Source organism: Curtobacterium sp. MCSS17_015, assembly GCF_003234265.2.
Taxonomy (GTDB): domain Bacteria; phylum Actinomycetota; class Actinomycetes; order Actinomycetales; family Microbacteriaceae; genus Curtobacterium.
Map to the genome: position 1 here is coordinate 1,981,880 of NZ_CP126256.1, position 20,551 is coordinate 2,002,430.

16 protein-coding genes, 3 tRNA genes and 3 rRNA genes are annotated in these 20,551 nt (G+C 67.2%); 3 read left to right on the forward strand and 19 right to left on the reverse strand.

From position 1 onward, the window contains the following. Positions 1 to 29: 29 nt before the first annotated feature. The 6 genes from DEJ18_RS09240 to leuC form a co-directional block, all read right to left on the reverse strand. On the reverse strand, positions 30 to 1,160 hold the full coding sequence (locus DEJ18_RS09240; protein ID WP_111210834.1) for a D-alanine--D-alanine ligase family protein: 1,131 nt from the start codon (positions 1,158 to 1,160) through the stop codon (positions 30 to 32). 31 nt (positions 1,161 to 1,191) lie between these two features. After that, a complete protein-coding gene (locus DEJ18_RS09245) occupies positions 1,192 to 2,205 on the reverse strand; it encodes an NAD(P)H-dependent glycerol-3-phosphate dehydrogenase (RefSeq protein ID WP_111210873.1) in 1,014 nt (337 codons plus the stop codon). 106 nt (positions 2,206 to 2,311) lie between these two features. Further along, positions 2,312 to 3,187, reverse strand: a complete 876-nt coding sequence (locus tag DEJ18_RS09250; RefSeq protein WP_258376958.1) for a lysophospholipid acyltransferase family protein — start codon at positions 3,185 to 3,187, stop codon at positions 2,312 to 2,314. Position 3,188: 1 nt separating this feature from the next. After that, positions 3,189 to 4,556, reverse strand: a complete 1,368-nt coding sequence (gene murA, locus DEJ18_RS09255; protein ID WP_110826129.1) for a UDP-N-acetylglucosamine 1-carboxyvinyltransferase — start codon at positions 4,554 to 4,556, stop codon at positions 3,189 to 3,191. Further along, positions 4,556 to 5,152, reverse strand: a complete 597-nt coding sequence (gene leuD / locus DEJ18_RS09260) for a 3-isopropylmalate dehydratase small subunit (protein WP_110826128.1) — start codon at positions 5,150 to 5,152, stop codon at positions 4,556 to 4,558. Before leuD ends, murA begins: the two co-directional genes overlap by 1 nt. Continuing rightward, positions 5,152 to 6,603: a 3-isopropylmalate dehydratase large subunit gene (gene leuC, locus DEJ18_RS09265; RefSeq protein ID WP_111210835.1), complete on the reverse strand. Its 1,452-nt coding sequence runs from the start codon at positions 6,601 to 6,603 to the stop codon at positions 5,152 to 5,154. The genes leuD and leuC overlap by 1 nt, the downstream gene beginning before the upstream one ends. Positions 6,604 to 6,748: 145 nt before the next feature. Here leuC and DEJ18_RS09270 point away from each other — a divergent pair, with 145 nt between their 5' ends. Continuing rightward, entirely contained in the window at positions 6,749 to 7,816 is a 1,068-nt protein-coding gene (locus DEJ18_RS09270) for an FUSC family protein (RefSeq protein ID WP_111082450.1), read from the forward strand. Positions 7,817 to 7,924: 108 nt separating this feature from the next. Continuing rightward, positions 7,925 to 8,362, forward strand: a complete 438-nt coding sequence (locus DEJ18_RS09275; protein WP_111210836.1) for a GNAT family N-acetyltransferase — start codon at positions 7,925 to 7,927, stop codon at positions 8,360 to 8,362. A 16-nt stretch (positions 8,363 to 8,378) separates the two neighbouring features. Here the strand turns inward: DEJ18_RS09275 and DEJ18_RS09280 are convergent, their stop codons facing one another. The 5 genes from DEJ18_RS09280 to DEJ18_RS09300 all read right to left on the reverse strand — a co-directional run bounded on the left by DEJ18_RS09280 (position 8,379) and on the right by DEJ18_RS09300 (position 10,287). Continuing rightward, the gene (locus DEJ18_RS09280; protein ID WP_111082448.1) at positions 8,379 to 8,981 is read right to left on the reverse strand and encodes a histidine phosphatase family protein; all 603 of its coding nucleotides are present in this window, start codon (positions 8,979 to 8,981) and stop codon (positions 8,379 to 8,381) included. After that, on the reverse strand, positions 8,978 to 9,352 hold the full coding sequence (gene crcB, locus DEJ18_RS09285) for a fluoride efflux transporter CrcB (protein ID WP_111210837.1): 375 nt from the start codon (positions 9,350 to 9,352) through the stop codon (positions 8,978 to 8,980). Before crcB ends, DEJ18_RS09280 begins: the two co-directional genes overlap by 4 nt. Next, entirely contained in the window at positions 9,349 to 9,852 is a 504-nt protein-coding gene (locus DEJ18_RS09290) for a fluoride efflux transporter FluC (RefSeq protein WP_111082446.1), read from the reverse strand. The genes crcB and DEJ18_RS09290 overlap by 4 nt, the downstream gene beginning before the upstream one ends. A 250-nt stretch (positions 9,853 to 10,102) precedes the next feature. Beyond that, positions 10,103 to 10,178: transfer RNA gene (locus DEJ18_RS09295), tRNA-Glu, on the reverse strand. 33 nt (positions 10,179 to 10,211) lie between these two features. Next, positions 10,212 to 10,287, reverse strand: a tRNA-Glu gene (locus tag DEJ18_RS09300). 103 nt (positions 10,288 to 10,390) lie between these two features. Between DEJ18_RS09300 and DEJ18_RS09305 the strand changes: the two genes are divergently transcribed. Then, positions 10,391 to 11,200, forward strand: coding sequence for a DUF72 domain-containing protein (locus DEJ18_RS09305; protein WP_111210838.1), 810 nt, complete (start codon positions 10,391 to 10,393; stop codon positions 11,198 to 11,200). Between the two features lie 71 nt (positions 11,201 to 11,271). On the opposite strand, the gene DEJ18_RS09310 is transcribed toward DEJ18_RS09305, so the two are convergent. The 8 genes from DEJ18_RS09310 to DEJ18_RS09345 form a co-directional block, all read right to left on the reverse strand. After that, the gene (locus DEJ18_RS09310) at positions 11,272 to 11,904 is read right to left on the reverse strand and encodes an MBL fold metallo-hydrolase (protein ID WP_111210839.1); all 633 of its coding nucleotides are present in this window, start codon (positions 11,902 to 11,904) and stop codon (positions 11,272 to 11,274) included. Between the two features lie 20 nt (positions 11,905 to 11,924). Further along, the gene (locus tag DEJ18_RS09315) at positions 11,925 to 12,215 is read right to left on the reverse strand and encodes a zinc ribbon domain-containing protein (RefSeq protein ID WP_111210840.1); all 291 of its coding nucleotides are present in this window, start codon (positions 12,213 to 12,215) and stop codon (positions 11,925 to 11,927) included. Between the two features lie 204 nt (positions 12,216 to 12,419). After that, positions 12,420 to 12,494 (reverse strand) — tRNA-Gln (locus DEJ18_RS09320). Positions 12,495 to 12,538: 44 nt separating this feature from the next. Continuing rightward, entirely contained in the window at positions 12,539 to 13,462 is a 924-nt protein-coding gene (locus DEJ18_RS09325) for an NAD(P)/FAD-dependent oxidoreductase (RefSeq protein ID WP_375334674.1), read from the reverse strand. A 5-nt stretch (positions 13,463 to 13,467) separates the two neighbouring features. Then, positions 13,468 to 14,955 carry a glutamate--tRNA ligase gene (gltX, locus tag DEJ18_RS09330; RefSeq protein ID WP_111210841.1) on the reverse strand — a complete coding sequence of 496 codons (1,488 nt, stop codon included), beginning with the start codon at positions 14,953 to 14,955 and terminating at the stop codon, positions 13,468 to 13,470. 110 nt (positions 14,956 to 15,065) lie between these two features. Continuing rightward, positions 15,066 to 15,182: ribosomal RNA gene (gene rrf, locus DEJ18_RS09335) — 5S ribosomal RNA — on the reverse strand. Between the two features lie 137 nt (positions 15,183 to 15,319). Continuing rightward, positions 15,320 to 18,448, reverse strand: a 23S ribosomal RNA gene (locus DEJ18_RS09340). A 466-nt stretch (positions 18,449 to 18,914) separates the two neighbouring features. After that, positions 18,915 to 20,436, reverse strand: a 16S ribosomal RNA gene (locus DEJ18_RS09345). The 16S, 23S and 5S rRNA genes sit together here, the layout of an rRNA operon. Positions 20,437 to 20,551 lie beyond the last annotated feature (115 nt).

Genomic DNA, 20,551 nt, shown 5'->3' on the forward strand with positions numbered 1-20,551 from the left:
ACGTGCGCCCACGGACCGCGCGGCGTCCGTCAGCGCACCGCTGTACGTCCCAGCTCGATGAGCTCCGCGACGAGCTCCGGGTACGGCAGGCCCGACGCGGCCCAGCACCGCGGGTACATCGAGAACGGCGTGAACCCGGGCATCGTGTTGACCTCGTTGACGACGAAGCCGTCGTCGGTCAGGAAGCAGTCCACACGGGCGAGGCCGGCGCCGCCGATCGCCTCGAAGGCCCGCGCACCGACGGAGCGGATCTCGTCGGTCTCGGCCTCGGTGAGCGGTGCCGGGCAGAGCAGCTGCTCGTCACCACCCAGGTACTTGGCGGCGAAGTCGTAGAAGCCGTCCTCCGCCACGACGATCTCGCCGGGGAGGCTCGTGCGCGGTGTCCCGTCGCGGCCCTCGAGCACGGCGACCTCGACCTCGCGGCCGATGACCCGCGGTTCGACGATGACCTTGCCGTCGTGTTCGAACGCCAGGTCCATCGCGGCGCCGAGCTGCGCGGGCTCGTCGACGCGGGAGACGCCCATGCTCGACCCGGCGCGTGCCGGCTTCACGAACAGCGGGAAGCCGTGCGCGGCGACCGTCTCGGCGACGTCGACGGGATCGGCCTGCCACTGCCGACGGAGCACCGTCGTCCAGGGGGCGACCCGGAGGCCGGCGTGCTCGAGCACCGCCTTCGCGACGTGCTTGTCCATGGCCAGCGCGCTGGCGAGCACGCCGTCGCCGACGTACGGCAGCCCCGCGGTCTCGAGGAGGCCCTGGATGGTGCCGTCCTCGCCGAACGGGCCGTGCAGGATCGGGAACACCACGTCGACGTCGCCGAGGGACTCGACCGAACCATCGGCGAGTTCGACGAACAGCTCGCGGGAGCCGCCGGAGACGGGGAAGCGGACGCGGGTGCCGTTGTCGGGGACCGTCGGCAGCTCCTGGCCGCGCAGCGCCCAGGCGGACGGGTCGTCCGCCTGGAGCGTGAACGCGCCGTCCTTCGTGATGCCCACCGGCAGGAGGTCGTAGCGGTCGCGGTCGACGACGTCCATGATGCCGCCGGCGGTGACGCAGCTGATCTCGTGCTCGCTCGAGCGTCCACCGAAGAGCACGGCGACGGTGGTGCGTGCCGGTGCGGGGCGATCGGTGGGTGCGGATGCGGGCGCGGTGCTGCTCATGGACGCTCCAAGCGGTGGGTACCGGGACCGGTCACTCGCCCTGGGGCTCGTCGGTCTCCGTGAGGTGCGGCGCGATGTTGCGCGGATCGAGCCTACCGGCGAGCACCTCGCCGACCTGCCCGACGATGGGCATGTCGACACCGTTGGCGCGGGCGAGCTCGAGGATCGGCGCCACCGAGGCCAGGCCCTCCGCCGTCTGGTTCATCTGCCGGACGACCTCGTCGAAGCGGTACCCCTGGCCGAGCAGCCGCCCGGCGGTGTTGTTGCGCGACAGCGGCGACTGGCACGTGGCGATGAGGTCGCCGAGTCCGGCGAGACCGGACAGCGTCGACGGCTGCGCGCCGAGTGACACCGCGAACTCGGTCATCTCGGCGAGGCCGCGCGTGATGATCGAGGCCTTCGTGTTCTCGCCGTACCCGACCCCGTCGACGATGCCGATGGCGACCGCGATGAGGTTCTTCAGCACGCCGCCGAACTCGGTGCCGATGACGTCGGTGTTGATGAAGGATCGGAAGTAGGGGTTCGTGGCGACGGCGGCGACGGCGGTCGCGGTGTCGGCGCTCGACGACGAGACCACGGCCGCGGTCGGCTGCCGGCGGGCGATCTCGAGCGCCAGGTTCGGCCCGCTGGCGACGGCGATGCGGTCCTGGTCGATGCCGAGGCCGTCGAGGAGCACCTCGCTCATCCGCAGGCCGGTCGCCTTCTCGACGCCCTTCATGAGGCTCACGACGGGCACGTCCACCGGCAGGAGCGCACGGATGGCGGCGAGGTTCGAGCGCAGCGTCTGCGACGGCACCGACACGTAGACCTGCTCGGCACCGGACAGCACCGATGCCAGCGACGTCGACGCCGTCAGGGTCCGCGGCAGGTTGATGCCGGGCAGGTACTCCGAGTTCCGCTTCGTCTCGGTGATCTCCCGCGCGACCTCGGGCCGACGCGCCCAGAGCACGGTCTCGGCTCCACCCTCGGCGAGGACCTTCGCGAACGTGGTCCCCCAGCTGCCGGCACCGATCACGGCGACCCGTGGCTTGTCGGTCGACTGCATGACGACGCGGATCGCGGCCGTGTCGACGGCGCCGCGGGCGGCGACGGAGGGGTCCGGGTGGTCGTCGCGCGGGCGGAGGCCGGGCGCACTGGTCCGGTCGGCTGCGTCACTCAAACCTGCCGGTCTCCTTCTGCTTGTTGGCGGCCGGGTCCCAGCGCTCGGCGGGCGCCTGCTCGCCGCGGAGTCCCTCGAGCAACGCGGTGATCCGGTCCATGAGGAGCGCGGTCACCTCGGTCAGGGCTTGCTGGTCGACGGGCTTCCCCCGCCACCGGGACAGGTCGAGCGGCTCGCCGTAGACGATGTCGACCTTCGCCGGCGGGAACAGGCGGAGCTTCTTGCCGTACCGCGCCATGATCCGCTGTGTGCCCCAATGCGCCATCGGGATGAGTGGGACGTCGTTCTCGAGGGCGATCCGTGCCGCCCCGGTCTTCCCGCGCATCGGCCACAGGTCCGGGTCACGCGTGAGCGTGCCCTCGGGGTAGACGATGACCGCGCCGCCGGTCGACACGAGTCCCTTGCCGCCCTTCAGCGGGTCGTTCAGCCGCGTCCGGCCGTTGCGCTCGACGGGGATCTGCCCCATGCCGCTCATGAGCTTGCCGAACACCGGCACACGGAAGAGCGAGGCCTTCGCGAGGAACCGCGGCGATCGACGGTGCAGCCACACGGTCGTCCCGACGACGAGCGGGTCGATGTTCGTGTAGTGGTTCGGCGCGAGGACGAACGCGCCCTCCGCCGGCAGCCGGTTCGGGCCGTGCCAGCGGTACCCGGACGCGAACCGGATGGTCGGGATGACGACGGACCCGGTGATCCGGAAGGCCCGGTTCAGCTCGCCGCGTCGCCACCGCCGACCGGGGACCGGGAGGCCCGTGCGGACCTCTCCTGGTCGTCCCACCTGCGGCAGTTCCAGCGCATCGGGTCCGGTCGTCGGTCGCGCCACGGCGGCACCGTCACCGGTGCCGCCGTGGTCGTGCTGCTCCGTCACGTCAGCCGGCGAAGTCGAAGTCCGCGCCGAGCTTGCGGAGCTTCGGGATGAAGTGCTCGTAGCCGCGGCTGATGATGCCGACGTTCGTGATGTGCGACTCGCCTTCGGCGGTCAGCGCCGCGATGAGGTGGCTGAAGCCGCCGCGGAGGTCGGGGACGCGGACGTTGGCACCGTGCAGCTTGGTCGGGCCGGTGATGACCGCGGCCTGCTCGAAGGGACGACGGGCGACCCGACGGTCGTGACCGGGCAGGCCCTCCTTGTGCACGACGATGTCGGCGCCCATCTCGTTGAGCGCGTCGGTGAAACCGAAGCGGTTCTCGTAGACGGTCTCGTGCACGACGCTCTGACCCTCGGCCTGCGTGAGCGCGACGACGAGGGGCTGCTGCCAGTCGGTCATGAACCCGGGGTGCACGTCGGTCTCGATGACGACGGGCTTGAGGACGTCGAGCTCGCGGTAGAACCGGATGCCGTCCTCCTGGATGTCGAACCCGCCGCCGACCTTGCGGAAGACGTTGAGGAACGTCATGAGTTCCTGCTGCTTGGCGCCCTCGACGAAGATGTCGCCGTTGGTGGCCAGCGCGGCCGAGGCCCAGCTCGCGGCCTCGTTGCGGTCGTTGATCGCGCGGTGCGTGTATCCGCGGAGCGACTTGACGCCCTCGATGAAGATCGTGCGGCTCGGCTCGACCGTAACGATCGCGCCCATCTTCTGCAGGATCGCGATGAGGTCCATGATCTCGGGCTCGATCGCGGCGTTCCGCAGCTCGGTGGTGCCCTCGGCGAGGACGGACGAGAGCAGGACCTGCTCGGTCGCGCCGACGCTCGGGTAGGGCAGCTCGATGTTCGCGCCCTTGAGGCCGTTCGGGGCGGTGATGTGGATGCCCGAGACCTGCTTGTCGACGACGGCCCCCATGGCGCGCAGTGCGTCGAGGTGGAAGTCGATCGGGCGGTCACCGATGCGGCAGCCGCCGAGGTCGGGGATGAACGCCTCACCGAGCTTGTGCAGCAGCGGGCCGCAGAACAGGATCGGGATGCGGCTCGAGCCGGCGTGCGCGTCGATCTCGGCGAAGTGCGCCGACTCCACGCGGGAGGGGTCGAGGATGAGCTCGCCGCGGGCGGGGTCCGTCACGCGGACGCCGTGCACCTCGAGGAGGCCGCGTACGACCTTGACGTCGGAGATGTCCGGGACGTCCTTGAGGATCGACGGGGTGTCACCGAGGAGCGCAGCGACCATGGCCTTGGTCGCCAGGTTCTTCGCACCGCGGACCTCGATGCGTCCCACGAGGGGCTTGCCCCCGCGGATGACGATCTCGTCCGACTTCAACCCGACGCGCGCCCCTGCAGCTGCTGCGTCCTGTACGAGAGAGTTCACTACTTCACCGGCAATGTCTTCGGCCGCCAACGGGAGCGGCGGGATTCGAACTCCGTGATCGAGGTCTCGTCACGGAGGGTGAGCCCGATGTCGTCGAGCCCTTCCATCAACCGCCAACGAGTGTAAGCGTCGATCTCGAAAGCCACGTCCATGTCGCCGATCGACACGCGCTGTGTCGCCAGGTCGACGGTCGCCTCGATGCCCGGCTGAGCCTCGATCGCCGCCCACATCCGCTCGATCTCGGGCTCGGAGACCATCGCGGTGACGAGTCCCTGCTTGCCGGCGTTCCCCTTGAAGATGTCCGCGAAACGGGGTGACACCACGACGCGGAACCCGAAGTCGCGCAGCGCCCACACCGCGTGCTCGCGCGAGGAGCCGGTGCCGAAGTCCGGTCCGGCGACCAGGACCTTCGCGCCCTGGTACGCGGGCTGGTTGAGCACGAAGTCGGGGTCCTGGCGCCAGCCGGAGAACAGCGCGTCCTCGAAGCCGGTCTTCGTGACCCGCTTGAGGTAGACCGCGGGGATGATCTGGTCGGTGTCGACGTTCGACCGCTTCAGCGGCGCGGCGATCCCGGTGACGGTGCCGATCTTCTCCATCAGTTGTTCCCTCCAGCCGTCGCCGGCACGGCCAGGCGGGCGTCGTCCTCTTCCAGGTCCCACGGGCTCGACAGCGTTCCGCGGACAGCGGTCGCCGCGGCCACAAGCGGCGAGACCAGATGGGTCCGGCCGCCCTTGCCCTGTCGGCCCTCGAAGTTGCGGTTCGAGGTGGAGGCACATCGCTCCCCCGGCGCGAGCTGGTCGGGGTTCATGCCGAGGCACATCGAGCAGCCAGCGAAACGCCACTCGGCGCCGAAGTCGGTGAACACCTTGTCCAGCCCCTCGGCCTCGGCCTCGAGCCGGACACGAGCGGAACCGGGCACGACCATGACGCGCACGCCCTCGGCCTTCTGCCGCCCCTGGATCACCGAGGCGAAGGCACGGAGGTCCTCGATGCGCGAGTTCGTGCACGACCCCATGAACACCGCGTCGACGGCGATGTCCTTCATCGGGGTGCCCGCCTCGATGTCCATGTACTCCAGCGCTCGGGACGCGGCGGCCTGGTCGTTCGGGTCCGTGAAGTCCGACGGCGACGGGACCGAGTCGGACAGCGAGACGCCCTGGCCGGGGTTCGTGCCCCAGGTGACGAAGGGCTCGAGGGCGTCGGCGTCGATGAAGACCTCGGCGTCGAACACGGCGTCGTCGTCGGTGGCGAGGGTGTCCCAGTAGGCCACGGCCTCGTCCCAGTCGGCACCGGTCGGGGCGTGGTCGCGGCCCTGCACGTAGTCGTAGGTGGTCTGGTCGGGGGCGACCATGCCCGCACGGGCGCCGGCCTCGATCGACATGTTGCAGATCGTCATGCGGCCCTCCATGGAGAGCGCCCGGATCGCGGAGCCGCGGTACTCGAGCACGTAGCCCTGGCCGCCGCCCGTGCCGATCTGCGCGATCACCGCCAGGATGATGTCCTTCGCCGTGACGCCCGGGCGCAGCGTGCCCTCGACCGTGACGGCCATCGTCCTGAACGGCTTGAGCGGCAGGGTCTGCGTCGCCAGGACGTGCTCGACCTCGCTGGTGCCGATGCCGAACGCCATGGCGCCGAACGCCCCGTGGGTGGAGGTGTGCGAGTCACCGCAGACGACCGTGATGCCGGGCATGGTGAGCCCGAGCTGCGGACCGACCACGTGCACGATCCCCTGCTCCTTGTCGCCCAGCGAGTGCAGGCGGACGCCGAACTCCTCGCAGTTGCGGCGGAGCGTCTCGATCTGGGTGCGGCTGGTCGGGTCCGCGATCGGCCGGTCGATGGCGAGCGTCGGGGTGTTGTGGTCCTCGGTCGCGATGGTCAGGTCGAGACGACGGACGGGGCGGCCGGCCTGTCGCAGCCCGTCGAAGGCCTGCGGGCTCGTGACCTCGTGCACGAGGTGGAGGTCGATGTAGAGGAGGTCCGGGTTGCCGTCCTCGCCCTTGACGACGACGTGGTCGTCCCACACCTTCTCGGCGAGCGTCCTGCCCATGCCCGTGCCTCCTCATCCGCGTTCCGACGCCGCTGTCACGACGTCGTACGAGCACTGTAGCAGGTTGGTATACCAATCGCGGCCGGTGCCCCGGAGGCCCGTCCCGCGTCGGCAGAACCCGTCGCGGTGAGAAGATGGCGGGGACATGACGACGCCCCCGCACTCGACCCGGACCACCAACCTCGAGGGCGCGGCCCGCGCCGCGGTCGCCGGAGGGGTGCCCCTGGCACTGCTCATCGGGCTCGGCCTGCCGGAGTACGCGGCCTTCGCCGTGTTCGCCGGCTTCACCGCGATCTTCGGCGCGACCGAGCCCTACCGGCAGCGTGCCGTCACGACGGGCGTCGCGGGGCTGATGCAGGTCGTGTGCATGGCGGCGGGGATCGGGGTCGCGCTGCTCGGGTCGCCGCTGTGGCTGCAGGCGGTCGGACTGGTGGCCGTCGTCGTCCTCGCGGTCGTGACCCTCACCGCGCTCCGGGCGATCCCCGCGCAGCCGATCTTCCCGGTGTTCGCGTTCGTCGTCTCGGCACTCGTGCCCGTCCGGGCGTCCGACCTGCCCCTCGTGGCGACGATCATCATCGGCTCGGTGCTGTGGGCGTGGTCGGTCGCGATGTCCGGGGCCGGCTTCCGACGCGTCCTGCACCCGCACGCGCCGCACCGCTTCCGCCCCCTCGCCGACCGGAAGCACCGGTCCCTCGCGGTCCTGCGCACGCCGGCGCTCTGGGAGACGGTCGGGCTCAACGTCGTGGGCGCCCTCGTGGCCGGAGGTGTCGCCGAGGTCCTGCCGGGCCTCGGGCACCCGTACTGGGCGGTGATCGCCGTGGTCTCGACACTGCCCGCGCTCCGGCAGCGGCACACGGTCTCACGTGCCGTGCAACGTGTCGTCGGCACCGTGGGCGGCACCGTGATCGCGGTGGGCGTCCTGCTGCTCGAGCCCTCGGCCTGGTGGATCGTCGTGATCGCGGTCGTCGGGCAGTTCGGGGCCGAGGTCTTCGTCGCGCGCAACTACGCCGTGTGCCTGTTGTTCCTCACCCCGCTCGCCCTCGCCGTGTCGTGGCTGAGTGTCCCCGAGGCGCCGGGACTCCTCGCCCTCGACCGCATCGGTCAGACGCTCCTCGGCGCCGTCGTCAGCGTCGCGCTCCTCGCGGTCGGGCGGGCGGTCGAACGGCGTCGCGGCCACCCGCTCGGCGCGACCAGCAGCATCCGGACCGTCTGAGGACCGGCCCCCGGCCCGCCGCGGGCGCGCCGGGCCTCCCGGCAGGCCGTGCGCCGAGCACGGCCGGGAGGCCCGCCACCTGTCGGACGTGTCGGGCAGGCTGGGTGCATGGACGAGACGACCGCGGCGGAGCCGTACACCCTGCTGCCCACCGCTCCGCCGCTCGAGCACTACCTCCGCCTGCGGCGGGACTCCGGTCTGACGCCGGTGACCGCGGAGCAGGGCGCTCCCGCGATCACCGGCGCGTGGTCGGCGTGTCACGTCGTCGACGCGACGGGCACGCCCGTCGCGATGGGACGGGTCATCGGCGACGGCGGCTGGTACTTCCTCGTCGTCGACATCGCCACGGACCCTGCACACCAGCGACGGGGACTCGGTCGAGCGGTCGTGGAGTGGCTCGTGGCCGACGTCCGCGAGCGGGCACCGGAGGGCGCGTACGTGTCGCTCGTCGGCGACCCGCCCGGGCAGCGGCTCTACCGCTCGCTCGGCTTCGAGGACGTCGCTCCGAGCATCGGCATGGCGATGGTCCTCGGCCCGGGCGACTGACCGCGTCGCCTCGCGCTCAGCGCGGCTCGATGTTCCAGGAGTCGATGACCGGACGCCCGTGCTCGTACCCGAGGGTGCTCACGGTCGCCGTGCCGAGCTTCAGCACCGCGCCGTCCTGCGGGGCGAGGCGGATCCACGCCGCTCCGAGCGCACGGAGCACGTGTCCGTGGGCGACGACGATCGCGTCGTGTCCCTCGGCCAGGACGGGTCGTGCGCGGTTGATGACCCGCTCGACACGGACCCGCACCTCGGCCGCGCTCTCACCCGGGGTCTGCCCCGCGGGGACGCCGTCGGTCCAGAGGTCCCACGGACCGTGCCGCTGCACCTTGATCTGCGGGGTGGTGAGGCCCTCGTAGGCGCCGTAGTCCCACTCGTACAGGTCCTCGTCGAGCTCCGGGTCGACGCCGATGATGCGCGCCGTCTCGCGGGCCCGCGTGAGCGGGCTGGACAGCGCCAGCGCGAACTCGCGGTCGGCGAGGTACCGGGCGGCCCGCTCAGCCTGCGCCTCCCCGTTCTCCGTGAGGGGGATGTCGGTGCGGCCGGTGTGCTGCCCGCTCTTCGACCACTCCGTCTCTCCGTGACGGACGAGGACGAGTTCGCCGGGGCGTTCCGAGGTCATGAGTTCCTTCCGAGCCAGAGGCCGAGCGCTGCGGCGCCGACCGAGACGACGAGCGTGCCGAGGCCGTTCAGGACGGCGAGCCGGGTCTTACCGGTCCGGAGGAGCTGCACGGTCTCGACGCTCGCCGTCGAGAACGTCGTGTACCCGCCCATCATGCCCGTCCCCACCACAGCGACCACCGGGGCAGCGAACGTGCCGCTCTCCCCGAGGCCCGTGACGAGCCCCAGGACGAGGGACCCACTGACGTTGATGACGAGCGTGCCGAGCGGGAACCCGGTCACCCGGGTCCTGACGACACCGTCGAGCACGAAGCGCAGCGCGGCCCCGGCGCCGCCGCCGATCGCGACGAGCAGGAGTTCCAGGACGGTCACCGCGCCTCCCCTGGCCCGTCGACTGCCCCTGCCCCGGTCCCCGGATCCGTCATCGGCGCTGCCGGCCGACGTCGACGGAGTGCCGCGGCCAGGGCGATGCCCGCGACGGCCGCGACGAGGCCGAGCAGCACGGTCAGCAGCGCGGTGCCGCTCCCGGCACCCCACCGACCGGCGTCGAGGAGCCGTGCCGTGTCGTCGGCGAGGGTGCTGTACGTCGTGAATCCGCCGAGCACGCCGGTGCCCACGACGAGCCGGACGGTGCGGCGCCGGCCCACGTCCGGTCCGCGCCGGGCGAGGTCCTCGAGCAGCACCCCGAGGCAGAAGGCACCGACGACGTTGATCCCGAGGATGGTCCAGCTGATGCCGTCGACCGCGGGTAGGGCCTCGGCCAGGAGGGCTCGGGCCGCGGTGCCGACCGCTCCCCCGAGGGCGACCAGGGCGACGGCGGCGGGACGGAGGTGCACGGGTCGTCCGGGTGCGGCGGGTTCTGCGTGCGGCATGGGCCTCCGATCAGGGTGGAGCGGTCGCGATCGTACCGCTGCGCGCGGCGCCGGGCGGCGATCTGCGCACCGCTTCGGTCGACCTCGAATCGGTGTCGGTCTCGCTCTGACGACCACCGCCAGCCGGCCTCGGCCTGAGGGCGCATCCACCCGCTCCGGCTCACCGAGTCGGGATGCGTGCCCCGTCCGCCCGGAGGAGCGGATCGGGAACGACGAAGGCCCCCACCCGACCGGGTGGGGGCCTTCGTGCTGGTGACCCCAGCGGGATTCGAACCCGCGTTACCGCCGTGAGAGGGCAGCGTACTAGGCCGCTATACGATGGGGCCGCGGCGATGTGTCGGTACGGAGTGTGTCACGCGTGGTGACCCCAGCGGGATTCGAACCCGCGTTACCGCCGTGAGAGGGCGGCGTACTAGGCCACTGTACGATGGGGCCGTTCCGACAACTCGACAAGTATGGCACAGGGTGCGAGCGAGCACCAAAACGAGCCCGGCACTCCCGGTGTGTCGTCGACCCCACCCGGGCATACGGTGGGTCGATGACGGTGCGCATCGGCCTGTCCGGCTGGCAGTACGACTCGTGGCGCGGAGACTTCTACCCCGCGCGCCTGGCGAAGCGTCGGTGGCTCGAGCACGTCGGGGAACGGTTCCCGACCGTGGAGGTCAACGGTTCCTTCTACTCGCTGCAGCGCCCGTCCCGGTACCGCGCGTGGCGAGCGGCGGTCCCGGCGGACTTCCGCTTCGCGCTCAAGGGCGGCCGGTACGTCACGCACATGCTCCGCCTCCGGAACGTGGACACCGCCCTGGCGAACTTCTTCGCCTCCGGCCCGCTCGAGCTCGGCCCGACCCTCGGCCCGGTGCTCTGGCAGCTCCCGGAACACGTGGTGCCCACCGCGGAGGTCCTCGACGCCTTCCTGACGGTCCTCCCCCGCACCCACGGCGCGGCAGCGGCACTGGCAGCCGAGCACGACGCGAAGGTCGTCGAACCCGCCACCGTGGCAGCAGACCCAGGCCTGCCCGTCGACCACGCCCTGGAGGTCCGCTCGCCGGACGCCGTCACGCCCGAGCACCTCGCGGTCCTGCGGCGGCACGGTGTCGCGCTCGTCGACTCGCACGCCGGCGACTTCCCCCGCTTCGTCCACGACACCCGTGCACCACTTGCGTACCTCCGGCTGCACGGAGCGCCGCACACCTACCACGACGGCTACACGCCCGAAGCACTCTCGGCGTGGGCGGACACCGTCCGGGGGCACGTGGGCGCGGGCCGGGACGTGTGGGTCTACTTCGACAACGACGCTGAACGGCACGCTCCCTGGGACGCGCTCGGACTCACCCGGCTCGTCGGCTGACCGGGCCCGGCCCGGCGACCGACGGCGGGCGTGGACGGCGCCGGGTGATGACCGACGTCCGACGAGGGACGTCAGGCCGTGAGCGACTCCCCCGGCGCGAGCACGACGACCTCGCCCGCGGGTTCGACGACCTGTCGGATGCGGTCGGTGTGGCCCGCGAAGCCGATGTCGGAGAGCGTCGCTTCGTGGATCGGGAACGCCCGTCGGGGTGCGACGGACGCCAGGTGGTCCATGAGGTCGCCGACGCGGAGCCACGGGGCACCCACCGGCGTCGCGAAGACCTCGACCGGAACGCCCGGGTCGATGTAGGCGTCACCCGGGTGGAAGAGCACCCCGTTGACGAACACCCCGGTGTTGTCGACCACCGGGACCGAGGAGTGGATGAGCTGGTGCCGTGTGCCGTGGAAGGTGAGCCGGAACGGCCCGACGCTCCGGGCCTCCCCGTCGGTCACGACGTCGACGTCGACGACCTGGGCGAGCGCCGCGGCGACCCCGGCAGGACCGAAGACGGGGATGCCCGGGTTGCGCTCGAGCAGTCCGGCCACCTGCTCGGCGGTGCCGTGGTCCGGGTGCTCGTGCGTGACGACGACGGCGACCGCGCCCGTCGCCTCGACGGGACGGGTGAACGCGCCGGGGTCGATGACCAGACGGGCGCCGTCCTCCTCGACGACGAGGCAGGCGTGCTCGAGCTTCGTGACCAGCATGGCGACGAGCGTACGCCGCCCTACCGGGCGTCGGGCGGCAGCGTCTCCTGTGCGAGGTGCGCGGCCTGGGCGCGCTCGGCATCGGCGATGAAGCGTTCGGCGCCGCCACGGGGCATCCCCGACTGACCCCCGCAGTACGAGCACTGCAGCACGTACCGGCCGTGTCCGAACGGGAACACCGGCACGAAGAAGAGCGTGAACCAGGTGCGCAGGCGGTGCAGGCGCTGCGCGGCGGTCGATCCGCAGAGTGCGCAGGCGAAGAAGAGGACGCCGACGAGGTCGGTCCTGGTGCGGCTGCCGAAGATGATCATGACGTCCCCTGTGGTGGTGCTGCTCGGGTTGCCCGTGCTGCCCTCGTGCCGTCCGGTCCGGGCTCCAGCGCGGCACTCGGGCGTGGCGAGCGTGTTCCACCCAACGCTATCCCCCGCCACCGGTGCTGCCTGCCGGACTGACGCGAGGATCGCCACGGGAACGACGAAGGCCCTCGGATTCCCGAGGGCCTTCGATCACGTTGCTGGCTGGGGTACCTGGACTCGAACCAAGAACGACGGTACCAGAAACCGCTGTGTTGCCAATTACACCATACCCCAATGGACCTTGCGGTCCTGCGCCCCGTTGTCCGGGGCACGATCAACTACTGTACAGCATCCCGGAGGTCTTCGAGACCACCCACGAGGTCACGGTGCACCGCCGCCGCTGTGGACGCACCGTGTCCGGCCGCGACGATGAGCTGTTCGGGTCCGGGCGGGGTGATGTCCCCCACGGCGTACAACCCGGGCGCGCCCGTCCGACCGAGCCGGTCGACCCGCACCAGACCGAGCTCGTCGCGGTCGAGCTCCGCGTCGACCCAGTCCAGGTCGGCGTGCCACACCGGTCGCACGAAGGCACCGGACCGCGGTTCGACGTGTCCGTCGGCGAGACGCACGCCGGTCATCCCGGTGCGGTCCCCCTCGAGGTCGGCGAGGGGACGGTCGTCGAGTCGGATCCCGGCACCGTCGAGCCGCGCTCGTCCGGCATCCGACACCGTTGCCACCCCGTTGGTGTAGACGACCAGGTCGTCCGTCCATGCGCCGACGAGCAGCGCGCGGTCCACGACGTCGTCGGCCTCGCAGATGAAGGCCAGCGGCTGGCCGGCCTTGTCGTAGGCATCGCACTCGACGCAGCTGTGCACGTCCGTGCCGTAGAACGCGCGGAGCGACGGCAGGGCCGGGAACACCTCGCGGAGGCCCGTGGCGAGCACGACCGCACGCGCGGTCGCGTCCACCTCGGCTCCACGCCAGGTGCCGTGCACCCGCCACGCTTCCCCGTCGTGCTCCACCCGGTCGACGACGGCCTGGGTCACCGTCGCCTCGGGGTACCCGGCGACCTCGTCACGGCCGAGCCGGCGCAGTTCGAGCGGCGAGATCCCGTCCCGGGTGATGAACCCGTGCGACCGGAGGGTGGCTGCGTTCCGCGGCCGGTTGGCGTCGAGGAGCAGGACCGTCCGTCTGGCCCGCACGAGGTTCAACGCGGCGCTGAGCCCGGCAGGACCCGCGCCGACGACGACGACGTCGTACACCGAGGTCAGCGCGCCGCGAGGGAGCGCAGTCGCGCGAGCGTGGACTCCCTGCCGAGGATCTCCATCGACTCGAAGAGCGGCGGGCTGATCCGACGGCCGGACACCGCGACCCGGAGCGGACCGAACGCGACCCGCGGCTTCAACTCGAGACCGTCGATGAGCGCGACGCGGAGGGCCTGCTCGATCGCCGCCGTCTGCCAGTCGTCGAGCGACTCGAGGGCGGCGATGCCGGCGTGCAGGACCGGGAGCGGGTCGCCCTTGAGCGAGGCGAGGGCGTCGTCCTCCACGACCAGCTCCTGGTCGGAGGTGAACAGGAAACCGAGCATCGACGGCGCCTCGCTGAGGAGCTGCATGCGCTCCTGCACGAGCGGGGCCGCGAGGGCGAGGACGCGATCCTGCTCGGCCGTCACCGGCTCGTCGAGGTACGCGGTCAGGTACGGCTTCAGCCGGCCACGGAAGTCCTCAGGGTCGAGGAGGCGGATGTGGTCTCCGTTGATCGACTCGGCCTTCTTGTGGTCGAACCGCGCCGGGTTGGGGTTGACGTCGGTGACCTCGAAGGCCGCGACCATCTCGTCGACCGAGAACACGTCACGGTCGGGGCCGATCGACCAGCCGAGCAGCGCGAGGTAGTTGACGAGCCCCTCGGGCACCATGCCGTTCGAGCGGTGGTGGAAGAGGTTCGACTCCGGGTCGCGCTTCGAGAGCTTCTTGTTGCCCTCCCCCATGACGTACGGCAGGTGGCCGAACTGCGGGATGAACTGCGCGAGACCGATCTCGTACAGGGCCTCGTAGAGGGCGATCTGCCGCGGCGTGGAGGACAACAGGTCCTCGCCTCGGAGCACGTGGGTGATCCCCATCAGAGCGTCGTCGAGTGGGTTCGTGAACGTGTACAGGGGCTTGCCGTTGGGCCGGACCACGACGAAGTCGGGGAAGGAGCCCTGCGGGAAGGTGATCTCGCCGCGGACGAGGTCCTGGAACCCGAGGTCACGGTCGGGCACCCGCAGGCGCAGTGCCGGCACCCGCCCCTGGTCGCGGAAGGCCTGACGCTCGTCCTCGGTGAGGTCGCGCTCGTGGTTGTCGTAGCCCTGCTTCGGGTCACGACCGTTCGCGATGTTCCGGGCTTCCATCTCCTCCGGCGTGACGAAGGACTCGTACACGTGACCGGCGGCCTGGAGCTGCGCGATCGCGCCCGCGTAGACCTCGGTCCGCTCCGACTGGCGGTACGGACCGTGCGGGCCACCGACCTCGACGCCTTCGTCCCAGTCGAGCCGCAACCAGCGCAGCGCCTCGATGATCTGCGCGTAGGACTCCTCGCTGTCACGGGCCGCGTCGGTGTCCTCGATGCGGAACACCAGTTTCCCGCCCGTGTGCCGCGCGTAGGCCCAGTTGAACAGGGCCGTGCGGACGAGACCGACGTGCGGCGTTCCGGTGGGTGACGGGCAGAACCGGACGCGGACGTCGGTCTCGGTGGCAGAAGAGAATGGCGCAGTCATGACCTGCCGATCCTACCGTGACACGGCCCGCCTGCCAGGGACGCGAAAAGAGCCCCTGGGCGGGTGAGCATTGCTGCTCACCCGTCCAGGGGCTCTTTTCGTGAAAAGGAGTCCGGCGGCGTCCTACTCTCCCACAAGGTCCCCCTTGCAGTACCATCGGCGCTGAGAGGCTTAGCTTCCGGGTTCGGAATGTGACCGGGCGTTTCCCTCTCGCTATGACCACCGGAACACGTTCGACACTTCTACTAGGGAAGGTTCGAAACAGTTCCGCGCATGCGCGGTGTTCAGTTTCAGTTGTTCCCGATCGTCTGTCGGGAACCACAAAGTGGACGCGAGCCCCACACCGAAGTGTGGGAAAAAAGTGTGTGTCAAGTCTTCGGCTTATTAGTACCGGTCAGCTCCACGGGTCGTTAGTCCCCGCTTCCACATCCGGCCTATCAACCCAGTAGTCTGCTGGGAGCCTCTCACACTCAAGGTGCATGGAAATCTCATCTCGAAGACGGCTTCCCGCTTAGATGCTTTCAGCGGTTATCCGGTCCGAACGTAGCTAATCAGCGGTGCCCTTGGCAGAACAACTGACACACCAGAGGTTCGTCCATCCCGGTCCTCTCGTACTAGGGATAGATCTTCTCAAATTTCCAACGCGCGCAGCGGATAGGGACCGAACTGTCTCACGACGTTCTAAACCCAGCTCGCGTACCGCTTTAATGGGCGAACAGCCCAACCCTTGGGACCTACTCCAGCCCCAGGATGCGACGAGCCGACATCGAGGTGCCAAACCATGCCGTCGATATGGACTCTTGGGCAAGATCAGCCTGTTATCCCCGAGGTACCTTTTATCCGTTGAGCGACAGCGCTTCCACAAGCCACTGCCGGATCACTAGTCCCGACTTTCGTCCCTGCTCGACCTGTCAGTCTCACAGTCAAGCTCCCTTGTGCACTTACACTCGCCACCTGATTGCCAACCAGGTTGAGGGAACCTTTGGGCGCCTCCGTTACTCTTTGGGAGGCAACCGCCCCAGTTAAACTACCCATCAGGCACTGTCCATGAACCCGATCAGGGTCCTACGTTAGACATCCAAAGTGACCAGAGTGGTATTTCAACAATGACTCCACGAACACTAGCGTGCCCGCTTCACAGTCTCCCACCTATCCTACACAAGCCACTCCGAACACCAATACCAAACTGTAGTAAAGGTCACGGGGTCTTTCCGTCCTGCTGCGCGTAACGAGCATCTTTACTCGTAGTGCAATTTCGCCGAGTTCGCGGTTGAGACAGCTGGGAAGTCGTTACGCCATTCGTGCAGGTCGGAACTTACCCGACAAGGAATTTCGCTACCTTAGGATGGTTATAGTTACCACCGCCGTTTACTGGGGCTTAAATTCAGAGCTTCGCCGTGAGGCTGACCCTTCCTCTTAACCTTCCAGCACCGGGCAGGCGTCAGTCCGTATACATCGTCTTGCGACTTCGCACGGACCTGTGTTTTTAGTAAACAGTCGCTTCCCACTGGTCTCTGCGGCCTTCAACGCTCACGGAGTGAATCCGGTCACGTGTCCGGCCCCCCTTCTCCCGAAGTTACGGGGGCATTTTGCCGAGTTCCTTAACCACGATTATCTCGATCTCCTTGGTATTCTCTACCTGACCACCTGAGTCGGTTTCGGGTACGGGCGGCTGCAACCTCGCGTCGATGCTTTTCTCGGCAGCATAGGATCACTGATTTCCCCTTACGGGTACGCGTCGGGTCTCAGGCATACAGACGACGGATTTGCCTATCGTCAGCCCTACATCCTTACACCAGGTTCACCTTACGGATACCATCGCCTGGCTCAGCTACCTTCCTGCGTCACACCTGTTCATACGCTAACCGCACCAGCATGGGGTCGAGCGTTAGACCGGCGACCATCACCCCGAAGGGATCCGGTACGTCCGGGTTAGGACTCTTAGCACCACTGGATTAGCTTGGGCGGTTGTTCGCCGGTACGGGAATATCAACCCGTTGTCCATCGACTACGCCTGTCGGCCTCGCCTTAGGTCCCGACTTACCCAGGGCGGATTAACCTGGCCCTGGAACCCTTGGTCTTTCGGAGGACGGGTTTCTCACCCGTCTTTCGCTACTCATGCCTGCATTCTCACTCGTGTGGCGTCCACGGCTGGATCACTCCGCCGCTTCACTCGCCACACGACGCTCTCCTACCACTCCGCACGACTGAACCACGAAGGCTTGTCTAGTGTGCGAAATCTACAACTTCGGCGGTGTGCTTGAGCCCCGTTACATTGTCGGCGCGGAATCACTTGACCAGTGAGCTATTACGCACTCTTTCAAGGGTGGCTGCTTCTAAGCCAACCTCCTGGTTGTCTGTGCAACTCCACATCCTTTCCCACTTAGCACACGCTTAGGGGCCTTAGTTGGTAGTCTGGGTTGTTTCCCTCTCGACGATGAAGCTTATCCCCCACCGTCTCACTGCTGCGCTCTCACTCACCGGCATTCGGAGTTTGGCTGACGTCAGTAACCTGTTGAGGCCCATCGGCCATCCAGTAGCTCTACCTCCGGCGAGAAACACGCAACGCTGCACCTAAATGCATTTCGGAGAGAACCAGCTATCACGAAGTTTGATTGGCCTTTCACCCCTATCCACAGCTCATCCCCTCCATTTTCAACTGAAGTGGGTTCGGTCCTCCACGACGTCTTACCGTCGCTTCAACCTGGCCATGGATAGATCACTTCGCTTCGGGTCTAGGACATGCGACTGAAATCGCCCTATTCAGACTCGCTTTCGCTACGGCTACCCCACACGGGTTAACCTCGCCACATATCGCTAACTCGCAGGCTCATTCTTCAAAAGGCACGCCGTCACCCCTACAAGGAGGCTCCGACGGTTTGTAAGCAAACGGTTTCAGGTACTATTTCACTCCCCTCCCGGGGTACTTTTCACCTTTCCCTCACGGTACTTGTCCGCTATCGGTCATCTGGGAGTATTTAGGCTTATCAGGTGGTCCTGACAGATTCACACGGGATTTCTCGGGCCCCGTGCTACTTGGGATACACATCCGGCCATAACACCATTTCGTCTACGGGGCTGGCACCCACTACGGCCCGGCTTTCAAACCGGTTCGACTATGATGCGCTGTAACCGCCCCAGTCCGGCAGAACTGAGCGACGTGTCCCACAACCCCGACCATGCAACGCCCGCCGGCTATCACACATGATCGGTTTAGCCTCATCCGTTTTCGCTCGCCACTACTCACGGAATCACATGTTGTTTTCTCTTCCTGTGGGTACTGAGATGTTTCACTTCCCCACGTTCCCTCTACCCGCCCTATATATTCAGGCGGGAGTCACCAGGTCGACAAGTCGCCTGGCGGGGTTTCCCCATTCGGAAATCCTCGGATCGAAGCTCGATTATCAGCTCCCCGAGGCTTATCGCAGATTTCTACGTCCTTCTTCGGCTCCAGATGCCAAGGCATCCACCGTTTGCTCTTAGAAACTTGACCACAAAGATTAAAATTGCGATCCAACGCCACACCAACACCACGCCGATCACCACAAAGGCAACCAACCGGTCTCGGATGACGCGAATCTAAAGATGCTCGCGTCCACTGTGTAGTTCTCAACATACGATCGGCACCACACTCCCCCAGACCAACCGGTCTGACATCATGCGGCCCACCGAAGGACCTTCCGGCCCAACCCCCAACCACCGAACCACCCGAAAGTGACCCACCGTGGCCAGGAAGCCTGGTCCCTCAGGACCCAACAACGTGCACCAGCCGACCCGCTCCCACCCGACCCGTTCCAACCCCGCAAGCGGGACGTACTGAGACCGGAAGACGCGCTCCCGACTGCACTGTCAATGTTCCACCCATGAGCTACCCGTCGGACACGTTCGGTCCGAACCGGGCGCCTGGACCAGCAACCAACCCACCACACGGTGAGCAGCGCTGACCAGATGCTCCTTAGAAAGGAGGTGATCCAGCCGCACCTTCCGGTACGGCTACCTTGTTACGACTTAGTCCTAATCACCGATCCCACCTTCGACGGCTCCTTCCACAAGGGTTAGGCCACCGGCTTCGGGTGTTACCGACTTTCATGACTTGACGGGCGGTGTGTACAAGGCCCGGGAACGTATTCACCGCAGCGTTGCTGATCTGCGATTACTAGCGACTCCGACTTCATGAGGTCGAGTTGCAGACCTCAATCCGAACTGAGACCGGCTTTTTGGGATTCGCTCCACCTTACGGTATCGCAGCCCTTTGTACCGGCCATTGTAGCATGCGTGAAGCCCAAGACATAAGGGGCATGATGATTTGACGTCATCCCCACCTTCCTCCGAGTTGACCCCGGCAGTCTCCTATGAGTCCCCGGCATAACCCGCTGGCAACATAGAACGAGGGTTGCGCTCGTTGCGGGACTTAACCCAACATCTCACGACACGAGCTGACGACAACCATGCACCACCTGTACACCGACCACAAGGGGGCGACCATCTCTGGCCGTTTCCGGTGTATGTCAAGCCTTGGTAAGGTTCTTCGCGTTGCATCGAATTAATCCGCATGCTCCGCCGCTTGTGCGGGCCCCCGTCAATTCCTTTGAGTTTTAGCCTTGCGGCCGTACTCCCCAGGCGGGGCGCTTAATGCGTTAGCTACGACACAGAAACCGTGGAAAGGTCCCTACATCTAGCGCCCAACGTTTACGGCATGGACTACCAGGGTATCTAATCCTGTTCGCTCCCCATGCTTTCGCTCCTCAGCGTCAGTTACGGCCCAGAGATCTGCCTTCGCCATCGGTGTTCCTCCTGATATCTGCGCATTCCACCGCTACACCAGGAATTCCAATCTCCCCTACCGCACTCTAGTCTGCCCGTACCCACTGCAAGCCCGAGGTTGAGCCTCGGGATTTCACAGCAGACGCGACAAACCGCCTACGAGCTCTTTACGCCCAATAATTCCGGACAACGCTTGCACCCTACGTATTACCGCGGCTGCTGGCACGTAGTTAGCCGGTGCTTTTTCTGCAGGTACCGTCACTTTCGCTTCTTCCCTACTAAAAGAGGTTTACAACCCGAAGGCCGTCATCCCTCACGCGGCGTTGCTGCATCAGGCTTTCGCCCATTGTGCAATATTCCCCACTGCTGCCTCCCGTAGGAGTCTGGGCCGTGTCTCAGTCCCAGTGTGGCCGGTCACCCTCTCAGGCCGGCTACCCGTCGTCGCCTTGGTGAGCCATTACCTCACCAACAAGCTGATAGGCCGCGAGTCCATCCCCAACCAAAAAATCTTTCCACCACCAGGCCATGCGACCAGTAGTCATATCCAGTATTAGACGTCGTTTCCAACGCTTATCCCAGAGTCAGGGGCAGGTTACTCACGTGTTACTCACCCGTTCGCCACTAATCCGCCCAGCAAGCTGGGCATCATCGTTCGACTTGCATGTGTTAAGCACGCCGCCAGCGTTCGTCCTGAGCCAGGATCAAACTCTCCGTAAAAAATTACAACCAACACCGAAGTGTCAGCGAGTTGATCTTGACTGTTGACTGTCTACTGACAATCTTCAATCCAAAAGGAATTGCTCCACACCCGATCAGCCGAAACCGACCAGGC

What these genes read in the sequence shown, in the direction of transcription:
- DEJ18_RS09240 (WP_111210834.1), bottom strand. Translation starts at nt 1,160, where the DNA reads ATGAGCAGCACCGCGCCCGCATCCGCACCCACCGATCGCCCCGCACCG.
- DEJ18_RS09245 (WP_111210873.1), bottom strand. Translation starts at nt 2,205, where the DNA reads ATGCAGTCGACCGACAAGCCACGGGTCGCCGTGATCGGTGCCGGCAGC.
- leuD (WP_110826128.1), bottom strand. Translation starts at nt 5,152, where the DNA reads ATGGAGAAGATCGGCACCGTCACCGGGATCGCCGCGCCGCTGAAGCGG.
- leuC (WP_111210835.1), bottom strand. Translation starts at nt 6,603, where the DNA reads ATGGGCAGGACGCTCGCCGAGAAGGTGTGGGACGACCACGTCGTCGTC.
- DEJ18_RS09270 (WP_111082450.1), top strand. Translation starts at nt 6,749, where the DNA reads ATGACGACGCCCCCGCACTCGACCCGGACCACCAACCTCGAGGGCGCG.
- DEJ18_RS09275 (WP_111210836.1), top strand. Translation starts at nt 7,925, where the DNA reads ATGGACGAGACGACCGCGGCGGAGCCGTACACCCTGCTGCCCACCGCT.
- DEJ18_RS09280 (WP_111082448.1), bottom strand. Translation starts at nt 8,981, where the DNA reads ATGACCTCGGAACGCCCCGGCGAACTCGTCCTCGTCCGTCACGGAGAG.
- DEJ18_RS09290 (WP_111082446.1), bottom strand. Translation starts at nt 9,852, where the DNA reads ATGCCGCACGCAGAACCCGCCGCACCCGGACGACCCGTGCACCTCCGT.
- DEJ18_RS09305 (WP_111210838.1), top strand. Translation starts at nt 10,391, where the DNA reads ATGACGGTGCGCATCGGCCTGTCCGGCTGGCAGTACGACTCGTGGCGC.
- DEJ18_RS09310 (WP_111210839.1), bottom strand. Translation starts at nt 11,904, where the DNA reads ATGCTGGTCACGAAGCTCGAGCACGCCTGCCTCGTCGTCGAGGAGGAC.
- DEJ18_RS09315 (WP_111210840.1), bottom strand. Translation starts at nt 12,215, where the DNA reads ATGATCATCTTCGGCAGCCGCACCAGGACCGACCTCGTCGGCGTCCTC.
- gltX (WP_111210841.1), bottom strand. Translation starts at nt 14,955, where the DNA reads ATGACTGCGCCATTCTCTTCTGCCACCGAGACCGACGTCCGCGTCCGG.